The sequence below is a fragment of the Kitasatospora sp. NEAU-69 genome (assembly GCF_057158765.1).
In genome coordinates this window covers 20,057-43,054 of the sequence record NZ_JBWXUE010000046.1, presented here as the reverse complement: position 1 = coordinate 43,054, position 22,998 = coordinate 20,057, and the positions used below count along the sequence as shown (strand labels likewise).

Below are 22,998 nucleotides of genomic sequence, written 5' to 3'. Positions count from 1 at the left end.
GCCGGAGGAACGGATTTCCCTTCTCCGTCGCCGTCCCGTACTGTTGGGTTTACCGACGCGGGGTGGAGCAGCTCGGTAGCTCGCTGGGCTCATAACCCAGAGGTCGCAGGTTCAAATCCTGTCCCCGCTACTCAGTAGCACGAAGGCCCGGCAGACATCGTCTGCCGGGCCTTCGCCGTTCCCCGGTCGAACGCCTCCGATCACCCGGATTAATCCGTTGCCTTCCGGACCCGGTCCTGCCTAACCTGGCAGCACATTGAAAGGAGGTGATCCTGAGTTGAGTACCCACGCAACTGCGCTCGTGCGCGCGTCTGACCAGCTCGGGCGCGCCTCCGTGGAGCTTTCGGCCTAGCCGTAGTTCTACGGACGGGAACGCGCAGAAGTTGTCGTGCCCCCGGGACACCCTCAAGTCGAGGCCCCGGGGGTTCGGCACATCCGGACCCGGTCACGGACGCGGGCCCGGATCCGGATGTGAGCCCGAAGGTCAGACCAGGCGCTCCAGATAGCCGTTGGTGACCAGCCAGCCGACGTTGATCTGACCCGGCGCACCCGGGACCAACGTGGCGTCCAGCTGGTACTGCCAGCCGAGGCCGGGCTGGTCGAACCACGGGGCGATCGGACCGGCGTCCACCTCGAACGGCTTGAGCACCTTGTAGTCGTGGTAGTTGCAGCCGGCCGCCGGGGTGCCGTCCAGGCTCTGCGGCGGGATCGCGCGCATCGCGTACGGCAGGCCCTCGGGTGCGAGGAACGAGCCGTACTCACTGCCGTACCGGTCGATGTCCTCGCCGGGCTGGAGCGTCTGCTGCGTCTCGATCGGCTGACCGAGCGGGTTGAGCAGGTAGCCGTTGGACGGCGGGTAGCGCCAGGAGCCGGCGGCGGAGTCGTAGTACTGGTTCAGGAAGTCCTGCGTGCTGGCGCCGCCGGTGCGCTGGTAGCCGAGCAGCTGCCAGCCGACCCGCCCGGTGGTGGGCAGCTGCTCGGGACCGAGTCGCTTGTCCCCGTTCTGGAAGGTGGCCGAGCACTGGTCCGACGGAAGGTCCCTGGCGGTCGGGGCCGCGGAGGCGGCCGGGGCCGAGGCGGCCAGTGCGGCGACGGCGACGAGGGCGGTCAGCAGGCCGCCGGCTTTGCGGTACGTGTTGGTGACGATCATTCACGCAGGGTAGAACGCAGGGCAGTTGCCTCGGCCGGGTTCAGGCCATGACGCGCCAGGTACGTTTCGACATCACCGTACTGCTCACGGATCCGGGTCAGCACGCCCTCGATCAGCCGGGCCTCGACCGGCCAGGAGAGCCGGGCCACGCCGTGCGCGTCGGTGTACTCCTGCGGCCCGTCCAGCATCCCCAGGCCCTCGTTCGAGAGCAGAAAGTCGGCGACGATCTCCTCGTCCGGCACCTCCAGCAAGGCCAGCAGCAGCGCGACCACGATGCCCGTCCGGTCCCGGCCGACCGCGCAGTGCACCAGCGCGGGCAGCGCCCGCGGCTCCAGCAGCCGGCGCAGCAGCGCGACGATCATCGGCCCGGCGGTGTCGGTGAGCAGCGGGTAGACCTCGTCGAGCCGCAGGTCGCCGCGGTCCACACCGTCCTGCGGCAGGAGCGGAAAGTTGGCCAGATCGACTTCCAGATCATGGAGGCGGTCCGGGAAGACGCTCCGCTCGATCGGGTCGCGCAGGTCGAGGACGCTGCGCAGGCCGAGCTTGCCGAGTTCGCGGGCGCCCTCGGCGGTCAGGTCGGCCAGCCAGGCGGAGCGGTAGAGCAGCCCGGGGCGCACCGAGCCGAGACCGCCGAGGTCGCGGAGGTTGCGGATGCCGGGTATCGGGAGCAGACGGGGTTCGGTCACATGACGGCACCGTAGCGGTGATGCCTGGTCAGCGCGAGGACGTATCCGCGCCGGCCGTCGCCCCGGTGCCGCAGCACCCGCAGCTCGCTGCGGACCCGGTGGCCGCCGAGCGCGGAGCGCAGCTCGGGCAGGTGCGGGCAGCGCCGGCTGCGGTCGTCGTGCAGCGGGTAGACCAGCACCTCGCCGCCGGGCGCGGTCACCCGGACCAGTTCGAGCAGCGCGCTGAGCTGGGCGGCGGGCGGAAAGAGCCGGGGGTAGGCGAAGAGCAGGTAGGAGCTGAGGGTCAGCGCGAACGTGCCGTCCGCGAAGGGTAACCGGGGCAGCGCGGCGGCGACGTAGTCCTGCGGGTGGGCGCCGCGGTCGGCGGCGAAGAGCGCGCGGGCCCGGTCCCAGCTGCGCAGGTACCGCTCGTACGGCCGGTGGCGCGGCGGCGGGTAGCGGTGCGGGGCGGCGGGCATCGCGCGGGCCATCGTCCGGCGGGCGGCCTCGGCCCGGAGCAGCAGCTCACGGCCCGGGACCGCGTAGGCCGGGTCGGCGGCGACCACCCGGCAGCCGAGCGCGCGGGCTTCGGCGACCAGCCCGGCGGCGCCGCCCGGGCAGTCGAGCACCGGACCGGGCAGCGCGGCCAGCCGGGCCCGGCTGAGGCCGAAGAGCTGGCAGTACTCGTCCAGGGGGCGCGAGGTGATCAGCATGAGCGCATCCGAACACGCGGCCGCCCGCCCCGCACCCGCAGCCGGGTGGACGGTGGCGGACGGTTGGCGGAAGGCTCCGTGACACCCGATCATGACGCCGGGTCATGACGCCGGCCATGGCGCCCGTCAGCCTGCCAGCAGGGCCTCGGCCGCGCCCCGCGAGACGCTGGTCAGGCCGTGCACCAGGCGGGCCGTCAGGATCATCAGCAGCAGCCCGCCGAGCGAGGCCGCGCCGACCTGCCACCAGTGCGCCAGGTAGAAGGCGTGGTGGACGCCGCCGCTGTGGTACTCGAAGAGCCGGTAGCCCGGCCACTTGACGAAGGTCGGGAAGACCCAGTTGTAGGCCGGCAGCAGCAACAGCGCCCAGCTGACCGCCCAGAGCGTGACGCCCACGACGAAGCTGAGCACGTGCCACGGGAACATCACCACCTGGTACGCGACCGCCCGCCAGCCGACCGGGTCGGCCAGCCGCGCGGTGAGCCCGCCCCAGAAGCCCGGCCGACCCACCGGCACCGGCGCGGGCTCGGCGAGCGGCCGGCCGAGCAGCCGGGCCATCCGGCCGCGCTCCAGCGTGCCGAGCCCGCGGGCCAGGGCGAGCAGCAGCGCGAGCACCGGGAAGCCGAGCACGGTGACCATCGTGCCGAGGCCGAACGCGAGGAGTGCGATGGTCACGGCGAAGCCGAGCACCGCGATCGGGAGCGAGCCCACCAGGTAGCCGAACTCCCGGCCGGCCTCGCGGATCATCGGAGCGATCGAGTACCGCGCCGCGGTGCCGGTCGGGCCACCCTTGGTGGCGGCGGCTTCGTGGAAGCTGTCCTGGTAGGTCGTCATGGTGCAAGCCTGCCCGCGCGGCCGGCGCGGCGAAATCGTGGCAACCGGTGGACCCGGGGTGGGGTTAACCCCCCGCCCGCCATTCGTCCTCCAGCAGCGAGTACTGCAGCGCGTCGTGCCAGCGGTCGCGCAGGTAGAGGTCGTGCCGGATCCGGCCCTCCAACTGGAAGCCGCTCTTGCGCAGCACCCGGGCCGAGGCGAGGTTCTCCGGGTCGAGCCGGGCGGAGAGCCGGTGCAGGCCGAGCGTGTCGAAGCCGAACCCGCAGAGCAGCCCGGCGATCTCGGTCGCGTAGCCGAGCCCCCAGACGTCCCGGCGCAGCGCGTAGCCGATGAACGCGGCGCGCTGCGCCTCGGTGCCCTCGACGCCGAGCACGGCGTTGCCGAGCGGCACGGCGTCCTCGCCCTCGGCGGTCAGCGTGACGGCGAGCCGGTAGACGGTGCGCGGGTCACGCTCGGCCTCGTCCAGGTAGAGCGCGACCTGGTCGGCGCAGTCCTCCCGGTCGCGTGGCTCGAACGGGAGGAAGCGCGCGGTCTGCGGGTCGCCGAAGATCGCGTGCAACGCGTCGATGTCGCGCGGCACATGGTGGAACTCGCGCACGGTCAGCCGTGGACCGGTCAGCAGGACGGGCATCATGGCCGGTAACGCTAGCGGCCCGACCGGCCGGCCCCAGCGGCTACGGTACGGGGATGGACGACGAAGACCTGCGGCTGGCACCCCGGCCGCACACCGCTGACCTGCTGCGATGGGCCGCCGAGCAGGGGCTGGAGCCGGTGCCCGAAGGCCCGCTGAGCGCGGTGCTCACACTGCTCGAACTGGGTGACGGGCGGATGCACGAGGGCTTCCCCGAGCTGACCTCGCCGCTGGTCCAGGAGCTGCTCTACGAGCGGATCCACCTCTACGTGCAGCCCGGCGAGGACGAGTCGCCACTCGGCTACGGCGCCGCTGTGCGGCTGCTGATCGACCACCAGCGCGCGGCCAAGCGGCTGAACGCCAAGCGGCACCAGCGCCTGCACGAGGAGGCGCTGTGGCAGGGCGAGCTGCTCGCCGGGCTGCTGCGCCAGCCGCACCTGGTGACCTGGCCGCGGCTCTACACGCTGCTGCTGCGCGAGGCCGGCGTGGACACCGCCGACCTGGACGCCGTGCGGGACTGGCTGGACGCGTTCCGCGAGCTGGACGAGCCGGCCCGGATCGACGCGTTCACCGCGCTGGAGTCGCTCGACCAGCCGGAGGGCGTGGCCGGCTGGACGGACGGCGTGCTGCTCTCGATCGGCATGGCCACCGACGGCGCGCGGCTGCTGATCGAGAACCGGCTGATGCAGCGCAGCTACCGCAACCTGGCCGGCCTCAACGCGCTCGGCCTGCCGATGCCCGCCGAACTCTCCGGCGACTTCACCGACTTCGAGGCGGCGGTGCAGGCCGAGGCGCTGCGACTGCTCGGCGACTGGACGGTGCCCGGGCTGCCCGGGCTGCTGCTGACCGAGTACCCGGACCTCGCGCCCGAGCCGGGCGCGGCCGAGGTGGACGGCTACATCGTGCAGCGGGGCCTGGTCGAGCTGCCGGACATCGGCGCGATCGGCGCCGACTGGCCCGCCGAGGGTGACTGGCCTGCCGAGAGTGACTGGCCCGCCGAGGGCGACCCGGCCGCCGCCGACGGATCAGCGGCGGCCGACTGGACGCAGGAGGAGACGACCCAGGACGGATCGACCGAGGACGGGCCCGTTACGGGTTGACCCCGTGCTGCTGGAGCCAGACCAGCGGATCGACGGGGGCGCCGCCACCGGGCCGCACCTCCAGGTGCAGGTGCGGGCCCACGGCGCCGCCGTCCGCGCGCCGGCCGGGTGAGTTGCCGGTCTCGCCGACCTTGCCGAGCACCGTCCCCGGACCCACCGGGCCGGTCGTGACGGCGATCGAGGAGAGGTGGCAGTACCAGAGCTCGGTGCCGTCGGGCAGCGTCTGGATCACCCGGTAGCCGTACGCCCCCGACCAGCCGGCCGAGCTGACGGCGCCGGTGGTGACGGCGGTGACCGGGGCGCCGGTCGGAGCGGCGAAGTCGAGGCCGGTGTGCAGCTGCGCCCAGTGCGAGCCGGTCTGGCCGTACTGCGCGGTCAGCACGTACTTGGCGACCGGCAGCTCGGCGGCCACCGCGGCCGGCGCGGTCGGCTCGGCCGCGACGGACGGCGTGGCCGGGCCGGGCTGCGCGACGGCGGCGGCAGCGGCGAGCGCCTGCGCCTCGGCCTGCACGGCGCGCTTGGCCGCGGCCTCGTGGGCGGCCTCCAGACGGGCCGCCTCCTCGGCGGCGGTGCGGCGGCTGTCGGCCTGCTGCTGGATGCGGGCGGCGAGCGCGAGGCCCGGGTCGGCGCTGTCCGGCGAGGCGGTGGCCGCGTGTGCGGCGGCCGTGTCCGGGGCTGAGTGTGCGGGGACGGAGAGCGCGGGGGCCGGAGCGGCGGGGGCGGCCGCGGCGGCGGTGGCGGCGGAGAGGCCGGTCGCGCTGAGCGCGGCCGTCATCGCGGCGACCCCGAGCGCGGGGGCGCCGGCGCGGGCCTGCCGGGGCACCTTGTGCCGGGCGGTCTCATCCCCGTCGGGGGCGTGGTCCAGCAACTGGGTACGACTCTCCGGGGAGTGCGTCAACGCCACGGGGGCGCGCTCCTTTCCTTCCCTCGCGCCTACCGGGTTAGCTGACGGGTTCGGAGAGGAAGGTCCCCTACGGTCGGGCCGGAGCCGTTCCGATTCACCCCAAGGAACGGTGGTTCCCCGGCTCCGGGACCGCGCCGTGGGGGCGGGTCCGTGGATTAGGCGACGGCGCACGGTGCCGTTCGGGTACGGCGTTGCCGACCGCGCTGCGTTATCAAACGTTAATCCCAGAAGCCCCTGATTCCAAGCCGATCTCCAGGCATTGTCACCCACTTCCATGGTGATTTGACGGGTTTGTACCTGATGCGGCATCAGGTCATCACATTCTGTGACTACGTCACCTCGAACGCCACATGAACGCCGCCTGATGCGGCACTTGACGGCTATGGCTATTAGCCATAGCTTTGTGATGTCGGCAGGCGCCGGCGGCACGGCCGACAGGCCAAGGAGGCCCGCTCAGATGAACAGCACCCTCGCCCCGCAGACCCGTTACCTGGAGCTCGCCGGCGGCACCCTCGCCTACGACGACAGCGAAGGCACCGGCACCCCGGTCGTCCTGCTCCCCGGCATGCTCGACTCCCGCCGCAGCTACCGGCACCTGCGTCCGCTGCTGCTCGCCGCCGGCCACCGGGTGATCACCATGGACCTGCGCGGCTTCGGCGAGTCCTCGATCGCCTGGGACGACTACAGCCCCGCCTCGGCGGCCACCGACGCCCTCGCGCTGCTGGACCACCTCGGCATCGAGCGCGCCGTCCTGGTCGGCAGCTCGTACACCGGCGCCAGCGTGGTCAAGGCCGCCACCACCGCCCCCGCGAAGGTGGCCGGGATCGTGCTGATCGACGCGTTCGTCGAGAGCCCGAAGCCGAACCCGGTGATGGGCGCCGTCGCCAAGGGGATCGGCGAGCTGATCCCGTACTTCCCCTCGCTCTGGGGCATGTACCTGAACAAGATGGCCTACCCGTCCGGCGGCCCGGCCGACCGCGCCGAGTACAACGCGGGCCTGGTCGCCGCGCTGCGGACGCCGGGCCGGCGGCCCGCCGTCAAGGCCCAGGTCCGCGGTGACTCGGCGCCGGTCGGCTGGACCGAGGGCGTGCGCTGCCCGGCGCTGGTGCTGATGGGCGCCAAGGACCCCGACTTCACCGACCCGTCGGCGGTGGCCGACCGTCAGGTGGCCGCGCTGAACGGCCGTAAGGTGATGATCGACGGGGCCGGGCACTACCCGATGGCGGAGTTCGCGCAGGCCACCGCCGATGCCCTGCTCCCCTTCCTCGCCGAGGTGGCCTGATGCCCCGAGTCGGACTGACCCCCGATGGCGTGGTCGACCACGCGCTCGCACTGATCGATCAGGAAGGCCCGGAGGCGCTGTCCCTGTCCGGCGTGGCGCTGCGGGCCGGCGTGGCCGCCCCCTCGCTCTACAAGCACGTGCCCGGCGGGCTCACCGCACTGCGCCGGCTGGTCGCGATCCGGGTGACCGGCGAGCTGGCCGCCCGGCTGCACGAGGCGACCGCAGGGCTGCGCGGGGACGCCGCGGTGGACGCCCTGCTGCGGGCGTACCACGGGTACGCGACCGAGCACCCGCGTCGCTACGCCGCGCTGCCGCAGGCGCCGTCGGCCGCCGACCGGGAGCTGATCGAGGCGAGCACCGAGCTGGTCGGCACGATCATCGGGGTGCTGCACGACTACGGGATCGAGGAGTCCGAGGCGATCCACGCGGCCCGGACGGTGCGCGCGCTCTCGCACGGGTTCGCCTCGCTCGCGATCGGCGGCGCGTTCCAGCTCGCCGAGCAGACGGCGGTCACCCAGGACCGGCTGATCGCGGTGCTGACCAGCGGACTGCGCAACTGGCCGGCGGCTGGTCGGACGGCCTGAGCCGGGCAGCTGAGTCGGACAGCCGCGTCGAGGTCCGCGTCGAGGTCCGCGTCGGAGTCTGCGGCGGAACCGCTCTGGCCACAGAGTGCTCTCATCGGATAGGACTAAAGTCCCATCCCGTACCGATTCGGATCGGGACCGAGACAGAACCAGTCTCCGAAGCACGGTCAGACCAGGGCCCGGCCGGGTAGCAACAGCCCGACGGCGCCACGTCTCCCGGCCTCCGGCCAGGGGGACCCGCATCGCAGAGGACGAGGGCCCATGACGCAGCCGACCACCGCGCGGACCACCCCGGCGAACGGCGCGACCGCCCCCGCAGGTGGCGTCCCCACCGGCACCGTCCCGGCCCAGCGCACCGGCGGCCGCTCCACCGCCACCACCGCCCGTGACGGCGGCCGGGTCACCGGCCTGGCCACCGGCCACCAGGTCACCGGGAGCGGGCAGCCGACCGGGTGGGCCGCCGTCCGGCGCAACCTGGCGATAGTGCGTGGACTGCGCTCGCTGCGCACCGTCCCGGCCCGCCCGCAGCCCGGCTACGGCGAGTGCGACGGGCAGTGAGCGTCCCGCCGTTCGAGGCCGTTCCCGGTAGGACCAAATAGGATATTCAGCATCAAGCGCGGCACTCGGGCCGTCGACCGCCGCCGCCCGGTGCGGTGGGACGCCCCCGGAGCGGAAGAGGCCTCGATGGACGGTCAGCACGGGGACCCGGCCGCCTCCGCGCTGCTCGGCCCCGCCCGGCTCGACGCCGCCCGCCTCGACCGGGACCGCGCCGCCGCCGCCCGTCCCGCACAGCGCTCCGCGCTCGGCTGCGTCCGCGCCCTGCTCCGCTGCCACAGCGCCGCCGAGCTGCTGGCCGCCGTGCTGACCGAGGGACCGGGCTGGATCACCGGCGAAGGCTCCGCGATCTACCTGCTCGACAACGCGGGCCGGCTGCGGCTCACCGTCTCCAGCGGCCTGCCTGACTGGGCGCACGAGAGGTTCGGCACGATCGACCCGGCCGGCGACCTGCCCGCCGCGCTCGCGCTGCGCCGCCGGGCACCGGTGCTGCTCGGCCCCGAGCAGACCGGCCGCGACTACCCGAACCGGCTGGCCGGGCTCGGCACCGGTGAGGTCGCCGTCATGACGCTGCCGCTGATCGTGGACGAGGAGCCGCTCGGCGTGCTCGCGCTCGCGCTCGCGCTCGCGCACCGCGGCACCGTGCCGCGCCGTGACCTGGACGCACTGGAGACCATCGCCGACGCCTGCGCGCACCGCCTCGCCCACCTGCTGGTGAGCGCGACGGCGAGCACCGGCGCCGCGCCGGGCGAGCGGACGCACGCCGAGCGGTCGGCCGCGCAGCCGTCCGACGCGCTGCTCGCCAGGGGCGTCCGGGCGGCCGGCACCGGCGCGTTCGAGCGCGACCTGGTCACCGGCGAGACCGCGTGGGACGCCACCGCGTACCGGGTGGTCGGCCGCAGCGTCCCCGACGGCGCCGGCCCGTTCCCCGCACCCGAGCTGACCAGCCTGGCGCACCCGGAGGACCTGCCGGACATCCAGGCCGCGCTGGTGGACGTGCTGGCCCGCGGCGGCCCGTACCGGCTGACCTACCGGGTGCTCACCCCGGAGCACGCGGTGCGCTGGATCGAGGAGTGCGGCGAGGTCCAGCTGGACGTGCACGGGCGCCCGGTGCGGATCGCCGGGCTGCTGGTGGACCAGCGGCGCGCGGGCACGCCGCCGCAGGAGCCCTCGGGCACCCCGGCCGACCCGTCCGAGCGGGCCGAGGCGTCCGGCCCGGCCGGCGCCCGCACCGCGCTGCTGCTCGCGCTGACCAGGGCGCTCTCCCGCGCGGTGACCGTGCGGGACGTGACCACCGCGCTCACCGATGTGGCCCGCCCGGCGCTCGGCGCCACCGGGCTGGTGCTGGACCTGGTGGACGAGGGCCGGCTGCTGCCGCTCTCCCCCTCGGTCTACGGCGGTGCGCACCGCGGCGAGCTGAACCGGCTGCACGAGCTCTCCGGCGACGCGACGGAGGACTCGCAGGCCCGCGCCACCCCGCTGTTCAGCGAGCCGGGCCGCACGGCGCCGGGTGGCGGACCGGCCGCCTGGGCGGTGCTGCCGCTGGTCGCCTCCGGCCGCCAGGTCGGCTCCTGCCTGATCACCTTCGCCGCACCCCGCGCGTTCAGCCGGGAGGACCGCACGCTCTACTCGGCCTTCGCCGGCATCCTCGCGCAGTCGCTGGAGCGCGCCAGGCTCTACGACACCCACCAGCACCGCGCCACCGAGCTGCAACGGGCGATGCTGCCACGCACGTTGCCCACGCTGCCCGGACTGCGCTCGGCCGCCCGCTACCTGCCGAGCACCGAGGGCATGCAGATCGGCGGCGACTGGTACGACCTGATCCCGCTGCCGTCCGGCAAGGTCGGCGTGGTGATCGGCGACGTACAGGGGCACAACGCCGAGGCCACCGCGGTGATGGGCCAACTGCGCAGCGGCCTGCGCGCGTACGCGACCGACGGCCACGACCCGGCCGCGACGCTCGCCCGCACCAGCCGGCTGCTCGCCGAACTCGACACCGAGCTCTTCGCCACCTGCCTCTACCTCACGCTGGAGCCGGCCACCGGTGCGGTGCACGGCGCCCGGGCCGGCCACCCGGCGCCGGTGCGGATCCATGCGGGCCGGGCGGTCGAGCTGGAGCTGCCCGGCGGCCCGCCGCTGGGTGTCGATCCGTCGATCGGCTACCCGCTCGCCGTGGACCGGCTGGGCCCGGGCGAGACGCTGCTGGCCTACACCGACGGCCTGGTGGAGGACCGCAGTGAGGACTACGACGACTCGGTCCAGCGGATGCTCGGCGGGCTGGAGTTGTGGAGCCGACAGACCGGCCCGGACGCGGAGTTGGAACGGCTCGCCGACCTGCTCACACTGAACGTGACGGAGCGGAACGCCCGGCCCGACGACGTGGCGCTCCTGCTGCTGCACCGGACGGGCCGGTAGCCCCGACCCTCCCAGCCCGTGCATCACGTGCCAATACCTGACGCCTGGTCAATTCCTTTGTGCAGAAGTACCGTTCGAACATGGAGACGTCCGACACGCTGACCGCCGTCCGGCTCGATCCCTTCGGCCGGGCCCAGCACCAGGAGAACGCCCGGCTGCGCGAGCTCGGGCCGGTGGTGCTCGTCGAGCTGCCCGGCGCGGTGCCGGCCTGGGCCGTGACGCACCACGAGGTGCTGCAGGAGCTGCTGACCGATCCCCGGATCGCCAAGGACCCGCGGCACTGGCCGCTCTTCACCGAGGGGCGGCTGCCGGAGGGCTGGCCGCTGCTGAACTTCGTCACGGTGGTCGGCATGGTCACCGCGGACGGCGCCGAGCACCGCAGGCTGCGCGCGCTGGCCGGCCAGGCGCTGACGCCGCGCCGGGTCGAGGCGCTGCGGCCGCGGATCGAGGAGCTGGCCGGGCAGTTGCTCGCGCCGCTCGACAAGGAGTTCGACCTGCGCGCCGCGTTCGCCTACCCGCTGCCGATGAAGGTGATCAGTGAGCTGATGGGCCTGCCGGACTCGGAGCAGCCCGAACTGCACGCGCTGACCCGCACGGTGATCAGCACCTCGGCCGAGCCCGAGGAGGCGCTCGCCGCCACCCGCGACCTGTACGCGCTGCTCGGCCGGCAGGCCGCGCTCCGGCGCGAGCAGCCAGGGGACGACCTCACCACCGCGCTGATCGCCGCCCGGGAGGCGGGCGAGGGGCTGAGCGAGGAGGAACTCGTCGGCACCCTGCTCCAGTTGCTGCTGGCCGGCCACGAGACCACGCTCGACCTGATCACCAACGCGGTGCGGGCGCTGCTCGCCGACCCCGGGCAGCTGGCGCGGGTGCTGGCGGGCGAGGTGAGCTGGTCGGCCGTGGTGGAGGAGACGCTGCGCTACGACTCGCCGGTCGGCCAGTTCCCGCTCCGGTACGCGACCGAGGACATCGCGGTCGGCGATGTGCTGATCCGGCGCGGCGAGGCGCTGCTCGCCTCCTACGCGGCGGCCGGCCGGGACGGTGAACACTTCGAGCGCGCCGATGAGTTCGAGCCGGGCCGGGCGGACTCGCGCCACCTCTCGCTCGGCCACGGCCCGCACTTCTGCGTCGGCGCCGGACTGGCCCGGCTGGAGGGCGAGATCGCGCTGCGCGCGCTCTTCGACCGGTTCCCGGGTCTGCGGCTCGCGGACACCGCGACGCCGCCGGAGCCGATCGCCACCTTCGTGACCAACAGCGTCCGCGAGCTGCGGGTGGTGGCGGGCTGACGGCTCCACCCCGAGCGGCTCAGGCCTCGGTGAACGCTCCGCCCACGTAGCGGAACTCCGGGTCGTCCGCGGCCGGTTCGCCGTACTTGGCGAGCAGCGCCGGGGCGAACGCCTCGGCGTCGTCCTGCGGGCGGTAGCCGAGCGCGCGGGCCGGGCCGAGATCCCACCAGGCCCGGGTGTTCGCCGAGATGCCGTAGACGGCGACGTGCCCGTGGACCGGGGCGCTGAGCGCCGCGTGCACCAGCCGGCCGCAGTCGCCCGGGCTGAGCCAGGTGCCGAGGTGGCGGAGCGTCGTCGGTTCGCGGAAGCAGGAGCCGATCCGCAGCGAGACGGTGTCGATGCCGTGCCGGTCGGCGTAGAGCGAGGCGAGATCCTCGCCGAAGCACTTGGAGAGGCCGTAGTAGGTGTCCGGGCGGTGCGGCGTGTCGCTGCCGACCTCGGCGCCCGCGGCCGGGCGCTCGGTGAAGCCGACGGCGTGGTTGCTGCTCGCGAACACCACCCGGCGCACGCCGGCCGTCCGGGCCGCCTCGTAAAGCTGGTACGCGCCGACGATGTTCGCCGCCAGGATCTCCGGGAACGGCGCCTCCTGGGCGATCCCGGCCAGGTGGACGATCGCGTCCACCCCGCGGGCGGCCTCGGTCAGCGCCTCGGTGTCGGCCAGCTCGGCGGTGATCGCGCCGGGCTCCGCGGGCATCGGCGCGCGGTCGAAGAGCCGCAACCCGTATCCGTAGCCGGGGAGTTCGGCGCGGAGCATGGTGCCGACACCGCCGGCGGCGCCGGTCAGCAGCACGGTCCGCGGGTGGGCGGGCATCGGGTCGGTCTCTGGCATCGCAATCTCTCCGTTCACAGGCGCAAGGTGCATGGGCTTCAGCTCAGCGGCTCAGGTCAGCGCCTCGGCTTCGGGATCCTGACGCTCCTCGGTCAGGTGCCAGTGCAGGTCGCGCACGCCCGGTTCCAGCGAGAGCCGGGTGATCAACTGCTCCAGCGCCCGGGCCGGGTCACCAGTCACCGCGACGGTGGCGCGGATCCTCGTGGTGTGGTCGTCCTCCTGCCGGGCCCGCAGCCCGGTCGGGGTGAGCCCGGCGGCGCCGAACGCCTGCAGCAGCAGGGCCCGCACCTGGGTCTCCTTCTTCCGGTCGCAGAGCAGGTGCACGCTGGCCCGGACGCCCTCGATGTCCGGGTCGTCCTGCGGCACCCGGTCGATCAGCCGGCCGGCCGGGCGCAGCAGCAGGTGGACCAGCAGCACGGCCAGCGTGCCGAACAGCGCGAACTGCAGGTGGCCGGAGGCGGCGAGCACGCCGACGGCGGCCGAACACCAGAGCGTGGCCGCCGTGTTCAGGCCGCGCACGCTGGCACCGTCGCGCAGGATCACCCCGCCGCCGAGGAAGCCGATGCCGGAGACCACGTACGAGGCCACCCGGGTGGCCGAGCCGGGATCCAGCACCGCCTCGCTGTAGAGCACGAAGAGCGTGGCACCGGCCGCGACCAGGGCGTTGGTCCGCAGCCCGGCCATCCGGGCCCGCCACTGGCGCTCCACGCCGATCAGCGCACCGCAGCCGACCCCGGCCGCCAGCCGGGTGAGGAAATCCACCGTACTCAAGGTGTGCACGGGCCGCACTCTAACGGCTGGAACCGCCGGAACGGCCGGACCAGCCACAACGGCCGCGGTGGTGCCGGGACAGGGCCCGACACCACCGCAGTGTCTCTGCCGGGGCAGCAGTCCCCGGCCGCGTCAGCACCCGAAGGTCAGTGGTGCCCGCCCTCGTGCAGCGAGATCGACCAGATGCCGCGCCCGTGGGTGGCCGCGTAGAGCCGTCCGTCCGGGCCGATCTTCAGCTGATCGACCGCGACGGCCGGCAGCTCGCCGACCCGCTGCCAGTTCTTGCTGCCCGGCGCGCGGTAGAGCACGCCGAGGTCGGTGGCCAGCGCCAGCCCGCCGCCGGGGGTGACCAGCACCGCGTTGGACGGGACGTCGGGCAGGTTCGCCGAGATGTCGGCCCAGTGCGCACCCGCGTCGGTGGACTCGAAGACGTGCCCGATGCCCGCGCCCGGTCCCGAGGTCCACTGCCGGGAGAAGCCGTTGACCGCGAGGAAGAGGTGGTTCGAGTTGCCCGGGTCGATCGCCAGACCGGCCAGGTAGCGGTTCGGCACGGTCGCGTCCACCGGCAGGTTCAGCTGCTGCCAGCCGGTGCCGTCGGCGTTGCCGACCGCGATGCCGCGCGCGAAGCCCTGGTTGTTGCACGGGCCGCACCAGGCCGCGTAGACCTTGCCGCCCGAGTCCGCGACGGCGGTCGCGACGCGTCCGGCACCGAGGTCGTAGGCGCTGCTCCAGGCGCTCGCGTCGCGGATCCCGTAGCCCTGGTGCTGGATCCAGATGTGCCGGCCACCGGCCACCCAGGTGTTGCCGTCCTTCAGGTCGGTGCCGAGCGGCGCGATGAAGCGGGCACCCGCGCTGCCGAGTGCGTTGTCCGGCGGGGCCACCGCGAAGGTGGTCGCCTTGCTCGGGTCTGTCAGGTAACTACCGTCGTTCACAGCGCAGTTCTGCGTGACGTTCACCGCGAGGTAGACGTACTCCTGGGCGATGTTGCAGCCGTTGGCCGGGTCGGTCAGCGTATCGCCGCCGTCACCGCCGAAGTTGGAGCCCATCACGGTGTCGCCGGGGCGCAGTATCGACTGGCCGTTGTCCTGCATGCCGCCGTTGACGGCCACCCCCGCGGCGTTCGGGTCCTTGCCGATGCCGACGGAGTAGTACTCCAGCGCGTCGATGGTGCCGTCGTTGAGCGAGGTCCAGTCGGTGGCGTGACCGCTCGCGTTGACCTGGCCGTTCAGCGGACGCCGGTAGACGCCGCCGTCGTTGCCCGCCAGCAGGTACGGCTTGCCCTGGTAGCTGCCCATCGCCAGCGCGTGCTGGTCGGGGTGCGTGGTCTGCGGGCAGCTGCCGCTCTGCTGGGTCGGATCGATGCTCCAGCAGGGGAAGTTGAAGTTCCAGTACGGGCCCACCGTGTTCCAGCTGCTGCCGCCGTTGGTGGTCTCGAAGAGCTCCTCCAGGCCGGCGTAGACGTGGTCCGGGTTGGTCGGGTCCACCTGGAGCGACTCGTCGTACCAGGCCTGCTGGCCGGGCAGGTCGGTCGGGGTGGTCAGCGCCGAGCCCGACGCCGCGAGCGCCTGGGAGTCCGCGACCTTGGTCCACGGGCCGAGCGGGGAGCCGGACTTGGAGACGAAGATGCCAGCCAGCGCGCTCGGCGCGCCACTCGTCAGCAGCGCCGGCGACTGGTCGATCGCGTAGTAGCGCGAGCCGTCGGCCGACCGGGCGAAGGTCACCGAACCGACGTCGGCAGCGTCCGTGGGCAGGTCGCCGAGCGATCCGATCCGCTGCCAACTGCCGTCCGCGGCCTTGCTGTAGAAGCCGTTGTAGTCGTCACCGCTGCGCCAGCCGACGGCCAGCACCACCTTGGACGGGTCCTTGGGGTCGATCGCGATGTCGTTGGCCAGGTTCTTGTACGGCGCGTTCGGGTCGCTCGCCAGCGAACCACCGGGCAGATAGGCCGGATTGGGGGCGAACTCCAGCGTCCACGGCCCGCTCAGGTCGATCGTGGAGTGGCTCCAGACGCCCTTGCTGGTCGCGGCCCAGACCTTGTTGCCGCCGAACCGCAGCTCGTGGATCGTGGTGCTGTCCAGCTCGGGACCGCCGACGTGGTTGTGCGCGGTGAACTGGCCGTTCTCCGGGTGCTCCAGCACGTAGACGCCGGAGCCGAGGTAGGCGTCCGCGCCGGTGGTGGCCTCGCCGGTGCCCAGCCAGAGGTGGTTGCGGTCGTCGAGCGCGAGCGCGCCACCGGACTGGGTCGGCAGCTGGTCGCTGATCGGCTGCCAGTCGCCGCCGCCGACCGAGGAGCGCCAGACCCCGCCGCCGGCGCTGGCCGCGTAGACGTGGCCCTCGCTGTCGGCCGCCAGACCGGCCATCCGGCCGGTGACGTTGCCCATTCCCGCACTGGAGTTGGAGGAGACGTCACGGTAGCGCGGGTCGTCCGAGTTGTACGGCAGCCCGGTGGCGTGCTGCCAGCTCCCACCGGTATCGGGCAGCGCCGTCATGGCCTTCCAGGCGGCGGCGAAGGCACCCGGTGCGACGGTGCCGGGGGAGGTCCGTGCCTCGGCCCGCTGGTCGGCCCCCTCCTGGATCGAGTCGGACTCGTCGCCGCCGTCGCCGTCCTGCGGCGAGGCCGACGCCCTGGTGACGGGCTTGAACTGGTGCGGTAGCGGGACCGACCCGGCCGGTGAGCCGATCATCCCGATGGTCGCGGCAAGGGCGCAGATCGTGAGCCATCGCCCGGTGTGCAGTGGTGCCGACAACAGAACCTCCCGGTCGTCACTGGCCATTCGGCCGGGGTGACTCGACCACAGCGGTGGCCGGGCTGCCGGGAGATCGGCGCAAGCTTGACCGATTCGTTGTCCGGAAACGGTCAATACCGGGAGGTTCCAAGCACGTTGGTGCACGACATGCTGTCGGCCGCAGCGACGGTCAGCGCGCGGGCGGGCTCATCCGCAGGCTGACCCCGAGCCGGTTCCAGGCGTTCATGGTGCCGATCAGCGAGATCAGCCGGATCAGCTCGGCCTCGTCGAACTGCTCGGCGGCCTGCTGGTGGACCGCGTCCGGCACATGGCCCTCGGTCAGCTTGGTGACGGCCTCGGTCAGCGCCAGCGCGGCCCGCTCGCGGGCGGTGAAGAACGGCGTCTCGCGCCAGGCCGGCAGGGCGAAGATCCGGTGCTCGGCCTCGCCGAGCTTGCGGGCGTCGGCCGCGTGCTTGTCGATGCAGTACGCGCAGCCGTTGATCATCGAGGTGTGGATCTTCACCAGCTCGACGAGCACCGGGTCGAGGCCGGCCGAAGCCGCCTCGGTGAGCTTCAGCATGGCCCGCAGGACCTCGGGCGCCTTCTGGTGCCAGTTCTCGACGCGAACGGCGGGCGCGGGGACGGTGGACGCGGGGACGGCAGTCGCGGGGACGGTGTTCGGATCGGTCGCAGTGCTCATGCCCACCACCCTAGGGTGCAACTGGACCGCCACTCTGGTTCATTTATGGCATGGATACCTGGGCCATTTGGGGACGCGACCTGCACCTGGACCTACCCCGGCTGCGGGCCCGCGGGCTCGGCCTGCGGGCCGCGCTGGAGGACGCCCTGCGCGAGGCGGCGGCCGGCGGCAGCCTGGCCCCCGGCACCCGGCTGCCGTCCTCCCGGGCGCTCGCCGCCGACCTCGGGATCGCCCGCAACACGGTGGCCGAGGCCTACGCCCAGCTGGCCGCCGAGGGCTGGCTGATCTCCCGTCAGGGCTCCGGCACCACGGTGGCCGACCGCGCCCCGCAGCGCCGTACCGAGCCCGCGCCGGCCAGTCGGCCCGAGCCCCCGATCAGCTGCGATCTGCGCAGCGGCCGCCCCGACCTGGACCTGTTCCCGCGCGCCGCCTGGCTGGCCGCCACCCGCCGGGCGCTGGCCGACGCCCCGCGCGAGGCGTTCGGCTACTCCGACCCGCGCGGCCGGATCGAACTGCGCCGGGCACTCGCCGACTACCTCGGCCGGGTCCGCGGCGTCCGCACCGACCCCGACCGCCTGCTGCTCTGCTCCGGCTACGCCCAGGGCCTGGCACTGCTCAGCACGGTGCTGCACGAGCGCGGCGCCGGGCCGATCGCCGTCGAGGGCTACGGGCTGGCGCCGCACCGCCGACTGATCGAGGCCGCCGGGCCGGCCACCGTGCCGCTCCCGCTGGACGAGCAGGGCGCCCGCACCGAGCTGCTCCCCGAGCTGGGACCTCGCGCCGTCCTGCTCACCCCCGCGCACCAGTTCCCGACCGGCACGCCACTGGCCCCGGCGCGCCGGGCCGCCGCGGTGGACTGGGCCAGGCGCAGCGACGGCCTGGTGATCGAGGACGACTACGACGGCGAGTTCAGGTACGACCGGCAGCCGATCGGCGCGGTGCAGGCGCTAGACCCGGACCGGGTGGTCTATGCCGGGACGGCCAGCAAGAGCCTGGCCCCCGGCCTGCGGCTCGGCTGGCTGGCGCTGCCGAGCCACCTGGTCGAGCCGATGGCCAGGGCCAAGGCACGGGCCGACGGGCAGTCGGCGGTGCTCGAACAGCTCGCGCTGGCCGAGCTGGTCTCCTCCGGCGGCTACGACCGGCAGGTGCGCCGGGCGCGGCTGCACTACCGGCGGCGCCGCGACCGGCTGGCCGCGGTGCTGGCCGAGCGCGCGCCCGGCGTGCAGGTGACCGGGATCGCGGCCGGCCTGCACGCCGTGATGCGGCTGCCGCCGGGCGCGCCGAGCGAGGAGCAGCTGATCCGGCGCGGGCGGCGGCGCGGCCTGGCGCTCCAGGGGCTGGACTGGTTCCGGCACCCGCTGACCCCGGCCGGAGCGCTGCCGCCCGCGCTGGTGATCGGCTTCGGCACGCCGTCCGAGCGGTCCTTCGGCGCCGGTCTCACGGCACTGGCCGAGCTGCTGGGGTGATGGGCGTCAGTGGTGGTGGGCGCCGAGCCAGAAGAGCAGGTAGAGGAAGCCGCCGAAGAGGTGGGCGGCGGCCATGTAGATGCCGACCCGGATCGCCACCCGGTGGTCGGTTCGCTTGCCGCCGTCGGTGGTGGGGGCGTAGTGCGGGCGAACGGGCTGGACGGACATGGCAGAGGTCCTTCCTGACGGTGCAGCAGGGAATGACTCGGGGGATGGCCCAGGGGACGGCTGGGGGGACGACTCAGTGGACGCCTCAGTGGCTGCGGGGTGCGTCGCCCAGGCAGAGTTCGCTGCCGGGGCTCTGCACCAGCGTGTGGACGAAGAGCAGCTCGACGCCGTCGGCGCCGTCGGCCGCGATCCGGTGCGGGGTGAGCGAGTCGAACTGCGCGCTGTCCCCGGGGTCGAGCAGATGGACGGTCTCGCCGAGGGTCAGCCGCAGCCGGCCGCGGACCACGTGCAGCCACTCCTCACCGGCGTGCACCCGGACCACCGCGTCCTGCAGGCCCGGCGGCACGTGCACCCGCAGCGCCTGCATCGCCCGGCCGGGCACGCCGGCCCGCCGGTAGCCCCAGCCACCGGCACGGCCCGGCTCGATCGCGCCGCCCCGGATCACCGGGTCGGGCGTGCCGGGCTGCTCGCCGAGCAGCCCGGCCACCGTGCCGCCGTACAGCCGGGCGAGCGCGAGCAGGACCGGCAGCGAGGGCTGACGCCGGCCGGTCTCCAGCCGGGACAGGTACGCTGGCGAGAGCCCCGTCCGGGCGGCGGCGACCTCCAGCGTGAGGTGGTTGGCCTGCCGGTGCTCGCGCAGCCGGGCGCCGAGGCCGGGCAGTTCGGGCTCCGCCGAGTCGGGCGGGGGGCTGGTGCTCATGAGACCAGTGCACACCCGTCCTGCCTGACAGGCAAGGAATGTGCCTCAGAGGCAAAAAGCTGTCGCCCGCCCACACCTCGCCCCAGCCCGCCCCACTCCACCCCGGCCCGCCCTGAAAACGCGCGGCGGCCCGAGGAGGAACCCTCCTCGGGCCGCACGTTCAGCGGTTGAGCGCCAGGGCTACTCCGCGGCCAGGTGCTCCATCGACGGGGCCGAGCCGGTGGTCGGGGAGGTCCCCGAGCCGACCGAGCCGATCGCCGAGCCGGTCTGCGGGTGGCGGCGGGCCGGCTCACGGCCGGGCGGCTGGATCGGCCGCTCGCCGGCCGGCGGGTTCAGCGTCGGCCGCTTGGCCGGCTGGCCGACCTCGACCCAGACCGACTCCCCGTCGTGCTCCAGGCGCATCTTGTCGCCCTCGCGCAGCGTGTAGGTCGTCTCGTCGTGGGTGATCTCGACCCGCAGCAGGTGCCCGCGGATCTGCAGCGAGAACGCGAGCCGGACCAGCCCGGCGGGCAGCCGCGGCCGGAACCCGATCACCTCGCCGTGGTCGCGCAGCCCGCCGAAGCCGGCCACCAGCGCGATGCAGGCGCCGGCCAGCGAGGCCATGTGCAGACCGTCGCGGGTGTTGCCGCCCAGGTCGTGCAGGTCCATCAGGGCGGCCTCGGCGGTGTAGTCGTAGGCCAGGTCGAGCTGGCCCACCTCGGCCGCCATCACGGCCTGCGTGCAGGCCGAGAGCGAGGAGTCGCGCACCGTCAGGCGCTCGTAATACGCGAAGTTGCGCGCCTTCTGCTCCGGCGTGAAGGCGTCGCCGCGGATCTGCATGGCGAGCACCAGGTCCGCCTGCTTCACCACCTGCTTGCGGTACAGGTCGAAGTACGGGTAGTGCAGCAGCAGCGGGTACTTCTCCTGCGGCGTGCCCTCGAAGTCCCAGACCTGGTGGTCGGTGAACCCGTCCGCCTGCGGGTGCACGCCGAGCTTCTCGTCGTACGGGATGTACATCGCGGCGGCCGCGTCGCGCCAGGCCGCGGTCTCCTCGGTGTCCACACCGAGCGCGGCGGCCTCCAGCTGGTGGCGGCCGACCGCCTCGGCGGCGGCCTTGAGGTTGGTCTGCGCCATCAGGTTGGTGAAGACGTTGTTGTCCGCGACCGCGCTGTACTCGTCCGGGCCGGTGACGCCCTCGATCCGGAAGTTGCCGAACGAGTCGTGGTGGCCGAGCGAGCGCCACATCCGGGCGGTCTCCACCAGCAGTTCGAGGCCGTAGTTGCGCTCGAAGTCGATGTCACCGGTGGCCCGTACGTAGCGGGCGACCGCGACCGCGATGTCCGCCCCTATGTGGAACGCCGCGGTACCGGCCGGCCAGTAGCCCGAGCACTCCTCGCCGCGGATCGTCCGCCACGGGAACACCGCGCCTTCCAGGCCCAGTTGGGCCGCTCGCTCGCGGGCCAGCGGCAGCGTGGTGTGCCGCCAGCGCAGCGCCTGGGCGACCGCGGCCGGCAGGCTGTACGTGAGCACCGGCAGCACGAAGGTCTCGGTGTCCCAGAAGCTGTGCCCGTCGTAGCCGGGACCGGTCAACCCCTTGGCGGGGATGGCGCGTTCCTCACTGCGGGCGCTCGCCTGGAGGACGTGGAAGAGCGCGAACCGGACGGCCTGTTGGAGCTCGACGTCGCCGTCGATCTCGATGTCGCTGGCGGTCCAGAACTCGTCCAGGAACTCCTTCTGCTCGGCGACCAGGCCCTCCCAGCCCGAGTAGCGCGCAGCGGTGATCGCCGCCTCCACCTGGTCCCGGACCGCCGGAACCGAGCGGGTCGCGGACCAGCCGTAGCCGATGAACTTGACCATCCGCAGCTTCTCGCCGGGCTTCAGCACGGTGGTCGCGCTGATCCGCGCCTGGTCGTGCCGGGACTCCGAGGTGACGCTGACCCCGTCCGGGCCCTCGATCAAGTGGTCCATGCCGGCCGCCACCCGCAGGCCGCTGTACCGGGTGCGGTGCACCAGCGAGGCCTTCGTGCCGTGCGCGTGGTCCGCCTCGGCGACCAGCGGCGCCTCCAGCACCGCGGCGGCGCGCGGGTCGTCGGCGGCGCCCTCCGGCAGCTGCTCGTTGGCGACCAGCTCGGACTGGAGCACGATCCGGATCGCGTGGTCGACCGCCTCGACCTCGTACTCCACCGCCGCGATCGCCCGCTGGGTGAGCGAGACCAGGCGGTTGGTGCGGATCTTGACGGTCCGGCCGGCCGGGCTGGTCCACTCCGCCTCGCGCCGCAGCACGCCCTCGCGGAAGTCCAGCGAGCGGCGGTGGCCGCGCAGTTCGCCGTAGCGCAGGTCGAACGGCTCGTCGTCGACCAGCAGCCGGATCAGCTTGCCGTTGGTGACGTTGATGACGCTCTGGCCCGACTCGGGGAAGCCGTAGCCGCCCTCCGGGTAGGGCAGCGGGCGCAGTTCGAAGACACCGTTCAGGTAGGTGCCCGGCAGGCCGTGCGGCTCGCCCTCGTCGAGATTGGCGCGCAGGCCGATATGGCCGTTGGAGAGCGCGAAGACGGACTCGGTGCGGGCCAGGCCCTCCAGGTCCAGTCTGTACTCGGTCACGCTCCACGGATCGACCGCGAAGCCCTCCTGTGCGGTCACTGTGCCGCCCCCTCGATCAGTTCCGACAGATCGTCAACCACCAGGTCCGCGCCGTTCTCCCGCAGCGCCTCGGCCTGCCCGGTCCGGTTCACGCCGACCACGGTGCCGAAGCCCCCCGCCCGGCCGGAGGCAACCCCGGCCAGCGCGTCCTCGAAGACCGCGGCGTCCTTGGGCTCGACGCCCAGCTTCTTCGCCGCGGCCAGGTAGGTGTCGGGCGCCGGCTTGCCCGGCAGCCCCTCCCGCTTGGCCACCTCACCGTCGATCACGACGTCGAACAGGCCGTCGATGCCGGCCGCCTTGAGCACGTCCCGGCAGTTGGCGCTGGAGGAGACCACCGCGCGCGGCAGCCCGAGCACCCGCAGCCGGTGCAGGTACTCGACCGAACCGGCGTACGGCTGCACGCCCTGCTCGCGGATCAGGCGCAGCACCAGGTCGTTCTTGCTGGTGCTCAGGCCGTTGATGGTGCGGGCCGACGGCGGATCGGCCGGGCTGCCCTCGGGCAGCTCGATCCCGCGCGACTGCAGGAAGTTCCGGGTGCCGTCCAGGCGCGGGCGGCCGTCCACGAAGCGGTCGTAGTCCTCGACCGGGTCGAAGGGGACGAACTCGTCACCGGTGCGCCCGGCCTCCTCGCGGAGGAAGGCGTCGAACATGGACTTCCAGGCGGCGGCATGGACTTTGGCCGTCTGTGTGAGCACGCCGTCAAGGTCGAAGAGATAGGCGCGAATGTGATCGGGTAGCCCCAGCAGCATGCTTGCAGTCTGGCCCAGAAAACCTGACTCCGGGCCGATTCGGGACGGCGCGTCGTACAGCGTTCAGTCGCGCCCTGGACTCCCGCCGCAGCGCCTCTGCCGAGCGGCCCCGCCGCTGGTGGGAGAGCCAGCACGGCGGCCGGGGGCGGGCGGG

At 73.5% G+C, this 22,998-nt stretch carries 21 protein-coding genes, 1 tRNA gene and 1 riboswitch; of the genes, 8 read left to right on the top strand and 14 right to left on the bottom strand.

Features of this window, described 5'->3' with window-relative positions:
- The first annotated feature begins 56 nt into the window (after nucleotides 1-56).
- Nucleotides 57-130: transfer RNA gene (locus AC060L_RS34070), tRNA-Met, on the top strand.
- Between the two features lie 354 nt (nucleotides 131-484).
- Here the strand turns inward: AC060L_RS34070 and AC060L_RS34065 are convergent.
- From AC060L_RS34065 to AC060L_RS34045, 5 genes are all read right to left on the bottom strand, one after another.
- Complete coding sequence (locus tag AC060L_RS34065) at nucleotides 485-1,150, bottom strand: TNT domain-containing protein (RefSeq protein ID WP_483802852.1); 666 nt, start codon at nucleotides 1,148-1,150, stop codon at nucleotides 485-487.
- Entirely contained in the window at nucleotides 1,147-1,836 is a 690-nt protein-coding gene (locus tag AC060L_RS34060; protein ID WP_483802851.1) for a tyrosine-protein phosphatase, read from the bottom strand. The genes AC060L_RS34065 and AC060L_RS34060 overlap by 4 nt, the downstream gene beginning before the upstream one ends.
- Complete coding sequence (locus AC060L_RS34055) at nucleotides 1,833-2,528, bottom strand: class I SAM-dependent methyltransferase (RefSeq protein WP_483802850.1); 696 nt, start codon at nucleotides 2,526-2,528, stop codon at nucleotides 1,833-1,835. Before AC060L_RS34055 ends, AC060L_RS34060 begins: the two co-directional genes overlap by 4 nt.
- A gap of 126 nt (nucleotides 2,529-2,654) precedes the next feature.
- Nucleotides 2,655-3,359, bottom strand: a complete 705-nt coding sequence (locus AC060L_RS34050) for a sensor domain-containing protein (protein ID WP_483802849.1) — start codon at nucleotides 3,357-3,359, stop codon at nucleotides 2,655-2,657.
- Between the two features lie 64 nt (nucleotides 3,360-3,423).
- Nucleotides 3,424-3,993, bottom strand: coding sequence for a GNAT family N-acetyltransferase (locus tag AC060L_RS34045; protein WP_483802848.1), 570 nt, complete (start codon nucleotides 3,991-3,993; stop codon nucleotides 3,424-3,426).
- 53 nt (nucleotides 3,994-4,046) lie between these two features.
- On the opposite strand from AC060L_RS34045, the gene AC060L_RS34040 reads away from it, so the two are divergent.
- Nucleotides 4,047-5,090 (top strand): hypothetical protein, encoded by a 1,044-nt coding sequence (locus AC060L_RS34040; protein ID WP_483802847.1) that lies wholly within the window; start codon nucleotides 4,047-4,049, stop codon nucleotides 5,088-5,090.
- Here AC060L_RS34040 and AC060L_RS34035 read toward each other — a convergent pair.
- Entirely contained in the window at nucleotides 5,080-5,994 is a 915-nt protein-coding gene (locus AC060L_RS34035; RefSeq protein ID WP_483802846.1) for a M23 family metallopeptidase, read from the bottom strand. The genes AC060L_RS34040 and AC060L_RS34035 overlap by 11 nt on opposite strands.
- An 11-nt stretch (nucleotides 5,995-6,005) precedes the next feature.
- Nucleotides 6,006-6,166, bottom strand: a riboswitch (cyclic di-AMP (ydaO/yuaA leader).
- Nucleotides 6,167-6,451: 285 nt separating this feature from the next.
- Between AC060L_RS34035 and AC060L_RS34030 the strand changes: the two genes are divergently transcribed.
- The 5 genes from AC060L_RS34030 to AC060L_RS34010 all read left to right on the top strand — a co-directional run bounded on the left by AC060L_RS34030 (nucleotide 6,452) and on the right by AC060L_RS34010 (nucleotide 12,116).
- Entirely contained in the window at nucleotides 6,452-7,276 is an 825-nt protein-coding gene (locus tag AC060L_RS34030; protein WP_483802845.1) for an alpha/beta fold hydrolase, read from the top strand.
- Nucleotides 7,276-7,860: a TetR/AcrR family transcriptional regulator gene (locus tag AC060L_RS34025; RefSeq protein WP_483802844.1), complete on the top strand. Its 585-nt coding sequence runs from the start codon at nucleotides 7,276-7,278 to the stop codon at nucleotides 7,858-7,860. Before AC060L_RS34030 ends, AC060L_RS34025 begins: the two co-directional genes overlap by 1 nt.
- Nucleotides 7,861-8,121: 261 nt before the next feature.
- Complete coding sequence (locus tag AC060L_RS34020) at nucleotides 8,122-8,418, top strand: hypothetical protein (protein WP_483802843.1); 297 nt, start codon at nucleotides 8,122-8,124, stop codon at nucleotides 8,416-8,418.
- 126 nt (nucleotides 8,419-8,544) lie between these two features.
- Complete coding sequence (locus AC060L_RS34015) at nucleotides 8,545-10,830, top strand: SpoIIE family protein phosphatase (protein WP_483802842.1); 2,286 nt, start codon at nucleotides 8,545-8,547, stop codon at nucleotides 10,828-10,830.
- A gap of 80 nt (nucleotides 10,831-10,910) precedes the next feature.
- Nucleotides 10,911-12,116, top strand: coding sequence for a cytochrome P450 family protein (locus AC060L_RS34010; protein WP_483802841.1), 1,206 nt, complete (start codon nucleotides 10,911-10,913; stop codon nucleotides 12,114-12,116).
- Between the two features lie 19 nt (nucleotides 12,117-12,135).
- Here AC060L_RS34010 and AC060L_RS34005 read toward each other — a convergent pair whose 3' ends face one another.
- From AC060L_RS34005 to AC060L_RS33990, 4 genes are all read right to left on the bottom strand, one after another.
- Complete coding sequence (locus AC060L_RS34005) at nucleotides 12,136-12,927, bottom strand: NAD-dependent epimerase/dehydratase family protein (RefSeq protein ID WP_483802866.1); 792 nt, start codon at nucleotides 12,925-12,927, stop codon at nucleotides 12,136-12,138.
- 69 nt (nucleotides 12,928-12,996) lie between these two features.
- Nucleotides 12,997-13,725: an MgtC/SapB family protein gene (locus AC060L_RS34000; protein WP_483802840.1), complete on the bottom strand. Its 729-nt coding sequence runs from the start codon at nucleotides 13,723-13,725 to the stop codon at nucleotides 12,997-12,999.
- Between the two features lie 137 nt (nucleotides 13,726-13,862).
- On the bottom strand, nucleotides 13,863-16,463 hold the full coding sequence (locus AC060L_RS33995; RefSeq protein ID WP_483802839.1) for a WD40/YVTN/BNR-like repeat-containing protein: 2,601 nt from the start codon (nucleotides 16,461-16,463) through the stop codon (nucleotides 13,863-13,865).
- Nucleotides 16,464-16,632: 169 nt separating this feature from the next.
- Complete coding sequence (locus AC060L_RS33990; protein WP_483802838.1) at nucleotides 16,633-17,142, bottom strand: carboxymuconolactone decarboxylase family protein; 510 nt, start codon at nucleotides 17,140-17,142, stop codon at nucleotides 16,633-16,635.
- 50 nt (nucleotides 17,143-17,192) lie between these two features.
- On the opposite strand from AC060L_RS33990, the gene pdxR reads away from it, so the two are divergent.
- On the top strand, nucleotides 17,193-18,608 hold the full coding sequence (gene pdxR, locus AC060L_RS33985; RefSeq protein ID WP_483802837.1) for a MocR-like pyridoxine biosynthesis transcription factor PdxR: 1,416 nt from the start codon (nucleotides 17,193-17,195) through the stop codon (nucleotides 18,606-18,608).
- Between the two features lie 6 nt (nucleotides 18,609-18,614).
- On the opposite strand, the gene AC060L_RS33980 is transcribed toward pdxR, so the two are convergent.
- The 4 genes from AC060L_RS33980 to AC060L_RS33965 all read right to left on the bottom strand — a co-directional run bounded on the left by AC060L_RS33980 (nucleotide 18,615) and on the right by AC060L_RS33965 (nucleotide 22,844).
- Nucleotides 18,615-18,776 (bottom strand): DUF6126 family protein, encoded by a 162-nt coding sequence (locus tag AC060L_RS33980; RefSeq protein ID WP_483802836.1) that lies wholly within the window; start codon nucleotides 18,774-18,776, stop codon nucleotides 18,615-18,617.
- A gap of 85 nt (nucleotides 18,777-18,861) precedes the next feature.
- A complete protein-coding gene (locus AC060L_RS33975) occupies nucleotides 18,862-19,476 on the bottom strand; it encodes a helix-turn-helix domain-containing protein (RefSeq protein ID WP_483802835.1) in 615 nt (204 codons plus the stop codon).
- Between the two features lie 180 nt (nucleotides 19,477-19,656).
- Nucleotides 19,657-22,095: a glycoside hydrolase family 65 protein gene (locus tag AC060L_RS33970; RefSeq protein WP_483802834.1), complete on the bottom strand. Its 2,439-nt coding sequence runs from the start codon at nucleotides 22,093-22,095 to the stop codon at nucleotides 19,657-19,659.
- Nucleotides 22,092-22,844: an HAD family hydrolase gene (locus AC060L_RS33965; RefSeq protein ID WP_483802833.1), complete on the bottom strand. Its 753-nt coding sequence runs from the start codon at nucleotides 22,842-22,844 to the stop codon at nucleotides 22,092-22,094. The genes AC060L_RS33970 and AC060L_RS33965 overlap by 4 nt, the downstream gene beginning before the upstream one ends.
- Nucleotides 22,845-22,998: the final 154 nt, after the last annotated feature.

Bases quoted from the DNA above. Each gene is read 5' to 3' on its own strand.
- pdxR (WP_483802837.1), top strand. From the start codon at position 17,193: ATGGATACCTGGGCCATTTGGGGACGCGACCTGCACCTGGACCTACCC.
- AC060L_RS34020 (WP_483802843.1), top strand. From the start codon at position 8,122: ATGACGCAGCCGACCACCGCGCGGACCACCCCGGCGAACGGCGCGACC.
- AC060L_RS34010 (WP_483802841.1), top strand. From the start codon at position 10,911: ATGGAGACGTCCGACACGCTGACCGCCGTCCGGCTCGATCCCTTCGGC.
- AC060L_RS33965 (WP_483802833.1), bottom strand. From the start codon at position 22,844: ATGCTGCTGGGGCTACCCGATCACATTCGCGCCTATCTCTTCGACCTT.
- AC060L_RS34045 (WP_483802848.1), bottom strand. From the start codon at position 3,993: ATGATGCCCGTCCTGCTGACCGGTCCACGGCTGACCGTGCGCGAGTTC.
- AC060L_RS33980 (WP_483802836.1), bottom strand. From the start codon at position 18,776: ATGTCCGTCCAGCCCGTTCGCCCGCACTACGCCCCCACCACCGACGGC.
- AC060L_RS34015 (WP_483802842.1), top strand. From the start codon at position 8,545: ATGGACGGTCAGCACGGGGACCCGGCCGCCTCCGCGCTGCTCGGCCCC.
- AC060L_RS34050 (WP_483802849.1), bottom strand. From the start codon at position 3,359: ATGACGACCTACCAGGACAGCTTCCACGAAGCCGCCGCCACCAAGGGT.
- AC060L_RS34025 (WP_483802844.1), top strand. From the start codon at position 7,276: ATGCCCCGAGTCGGACTGACCCCCGATGGCGTGGTCGACCACGCGCTC.
- AC060L_RS33990 (WP_483802838.1), bottom strand. From the start codon at position 17,142: ATGAGCACTGCGACCGATCCGAACACCGTCCCCGCGACTGCCGTCCCC.
- AC060L_RS34065 (WP_483802852.1), bottom strand. From the start codon at position 1,150: ATGATCGTCACCAACACGTACCGCAAAGCCGGCGGCCTGCTGACCGCC.
- AC060L_RS34055 (WP_483802850.1), bottom strand. From the start codon at position 2,528: ATGCTGATCACCTCGCGCCCCCTGGACGAGTACTGCCAGCTCTTCGGC.
- AC060L_RS34005 (WP_483802866.1), bottom strand. From the start codon at position 12,927: ATGCCCGCCCACCCGCGGACCGTGCTGCTGACCGGCGCCGCCGGCGGT.
- AC060L_RS33975 (WP_483802835.1), bottom strand. From the start codon at position 19,476: ATGAGCACCAGCCCCCCGCCCGACTCGGCGGAGCCCGAACTGCCCGGC.
- AC060L_RS34030 (WP_483802845.1), top strand. From the start codon at position 6,452: ATGAACAGCACCCTCGCCCCGCAGACCCGTTACCTGGAGCTCGCCGGC.
- AC060L_RS34040 (WP_483802847.1), top strand. From the start codon at position 4,047: ATGGACGACGAAGACCTGCGGCTGGCACCCCGGCCGCACACCGCTGAC.